This window comes from Winogradskyella sp., assembly GCF_016744625.1.
Taxonomy (GTDB): Bacteria; Bacteroidota; Bacteroidia; order Flavobacteriales; family Flavobacteriaceae; genus Winogradskyella.
Map to the genome: position 1 here is coordinate 1 of NZ_JADGDZ010000065.1, position 2,782 is coordinate 2,782.

Genomic DNA, 2,782 nt, shown 5'->3' on the forward strand with positions numbered 1-2,782 from the left:
ATTTTTTTCCTCTAAACTCAGAAAAACAAAAGGCATCAAACATTAATCCTTGAGACTCCAAAAGACTCATTTGATACAGGTTTTTACTGAATTGAAATTCTTTAAGAGAAATCCAGCAATAATAAGCCAATTCTTGTTCATCATCAAATACACCAAAAGCTTTAAAGGTTTCTTTTGTAAACCTCGTCTTAAAACTCATTAATTTTATCGCATCAAATCTTTTTGAGTTTTCAAAATCGGAGTAAGAAAGTTTTTTCACCTTGAAGTTTTCGTTAATACTAATTTCTTGCTGATTTGCTACATCTATATCTTGAGTACAAACTAACCATTTGTTAATTTGTATTCCAAATTTTCTCAATACTCCAAGACTTAATCTCTGGATAAAGTTAATAAAACCATATTGTTTATATTTTTCTATAAACTTCATTGTGGCTTAATTTTTAAGTTGTTCAGGGACACATTAATTATTGCATAACCTATTAATAAATATATAAAATTAGGCGTTTCGAAGTTTCCTGAATATATCGATTTAAAAAAGAAAATAACAAAGAGCATAAAATACGGTATTACTAATTCGCTTTTAACTATAAATAACTTCCTAATAGTTTTTATTTGATTTAGAACAAAAACTAACAACAAACTAATACCAACTAGACCATAACTGTGTAAAAAATTTAAGCCATCAGAATGCGCCATTAAAGCATTACCTGTTCTTATTTTTGTTAATACTTGTACACTATTGTAGCCTTTACCAAGAAAATAAGTAATAAAATCGTTGGACTCGAACCAATCCTTCCAAATTAAATTATAAATATTTCCTCTTCCAGATCCAATCGATGCATCATCACCTGAGAAGTCTTCTAATCTTTCGATAAATAAATCGGCAAACTTCGAATACAAAAAGAACAACAGAACAACAAAGGAAACCAATACAAAGACTCTCTTCAATTTCTCAACAATACCTTTTCTTTGCAAGATTCTTCTTTCAAAAAAATAGGCACCTAAAAGACAACCTAAAAGTGCAACAATTGCGCCTCTTTTTAGGCTTAAAAAAACACCTAAAACTAATATAATTACTAGAAATCTTTTGATTTTTAATTTTCGGTTAAAATGTATCAAAGGAAGAAAAGACAATAGTATGTAGGCGTTATTATTACCATAAGTTTTGACTGTACTAACATTGCCTATTAAGCCGAATCTGCTGGCAATAATATGCACTGATAAAACTAAAACTGAGGCTATAACAAATAAGTTTAAATATTTTATAGTTTGTCTATTCATAAACACACTATAAAACTTAAAAAAGAAGAGATAAACAAATAACAAATACAATATTTTTGATAAACTAATTAAAGAATCAATACCAAAAGAAGTACTGTAGATAATATGAAGACTAATCAATCCGTAAATAACAATTAATTGCCTGTTAAACTTAGCTTTCTTTATTTTATCGATTAGCAGATAAAACCACCCAGAAATAATTAGTATTAAAATTCTATAGATTCTAGGAAAGTCTCTTGCTTCAGTTACTTCTCCCCTTTTATCAACCTCATTAAACAAATCATAAACTAACAAAACTAAAATGCTAAAAAGCATAAAAATAATTAATGATTTATGTGCCTTGTTATACTTCATTTACTTATTCTTTTTTGCATAAATGAAAGACAAAACCGCATATAACAATTGAGCAGAAACTATAACAATAGCAGCACCATAATAGGTGAACATAGGAATAAAAACAAAAGCTAACAAAAACCCAAAAAGTGATGAGAACAGAGCTATATTCATATATAACTTATCAAGCTTTTTTACTAGTAGAAAATTAATACCATAAACTGTTCTTATAGCCAATAGCAACGGTGTTAAACTCAAAATCATTACCAAAGGTATCGATTTAAGCATATCTAATCCTAATATTAGGCTCACAGTATGTTTTGCAGTCACTATCATTAAAATAGAAACCAATAAACCACTCAATAGTATTACATTATTAACCTTGCTAATACTGTTTTTTGTCTTATTCACAAACGGATAAAAGGTTCTAGTTAAAATTGCATTAAATGATGAAAATGCATTGCTAATTCTTAACGCACCAGACAAATATCCTACTAAAGTATTATTAGTAAAAATACCTAGTAGAAAAACCGATGTATTAGAATATAATGTTGGAACTATTAGAGTTACAAAAGAACTAAATGATAATTTTAATTGAGCTTTTACTTCAGAAAATGCAACTGGTCTATACCTAATACCGTATTTCTTATAAATTATGAATAATGAAAAGATACCGCCTAATATGATACCTATAGATTGTAAAAGTGGGACATAGACAAAATCACTCTCTTGCTTAATAAATAAAAAGACTAATATCAAAAAGGTTAACTTAAATAATATATTTATAATAGTAATGAACCTCATTTGTTCTACACCTTGGAAAAACCACTTTGGAAATAGAACATCTCCGACAACTAAACCAAATGAAAAAATATAAAGAAGATAATACTCTGAAAATGCAGGTACAATTATAATTAATAGGGCAAATACTATTGCTGATAAGATTAAAAGAAAAAATTTCGTATTAATTACAGCATTATAGATTTCTTCCAAACGTTGAGGGTTATCCTGGTTTTTTGATAAATCCCTAACAGCAGATAGTGAAAACCCAAACTGTGTAATGTTTAAAAAGTAATTAACTAGTGCTGCGGCAAAAGCCGTTAATCCAAACTTTTCGACTCCCAACACACAAATTAAATATGGTAGTACTATTAATGGTAATAGAAAA

General features: G+C 28.0%; 3 protein-coding genes. All 3 read right to left on the reverse strand.

The features are described 5' to 3' along the window. Window positions 1–427, reverse strand: a 427-nt coding sequence (locus QZZ53_RS12535; RefSeq protein WP_296385179.1) for a hypothetical protein, incomplete at its 3' end; no start/stop codon positions are given. Then, window positions 424–1,635, reverse strand: a complete 1,212-nt coding sequence (locus tag QZZ53_RS12540) for a hypothetical protein (protein ID WP_296385181.1) — start codon at window positions 1,633–1,635, stop codon at window positions 424–426. The genes QZZ53_RS12540 and QZZ53_RS12535, both read right to left, overlap by 4 nt. Next, the coding region (locus QZZ53_RS12545; RefSeq protein ID WP_296385183.1) for an oligosaccharide flippase family protein at window positions 1,636–2,782 on the reverse strand (1,147 nt) is incomplete at its 5' end. It lies immediately after the preceding gene.

Coding starts and splice junctions, on each gene's coding strand:
- QZZ53_RS12540 (WP_296385181.1), bottom strand. CDS start 1,635: ATGAAGTATAACAAGGCACATAAATCATTAATTATTTTTATGCTTTTT.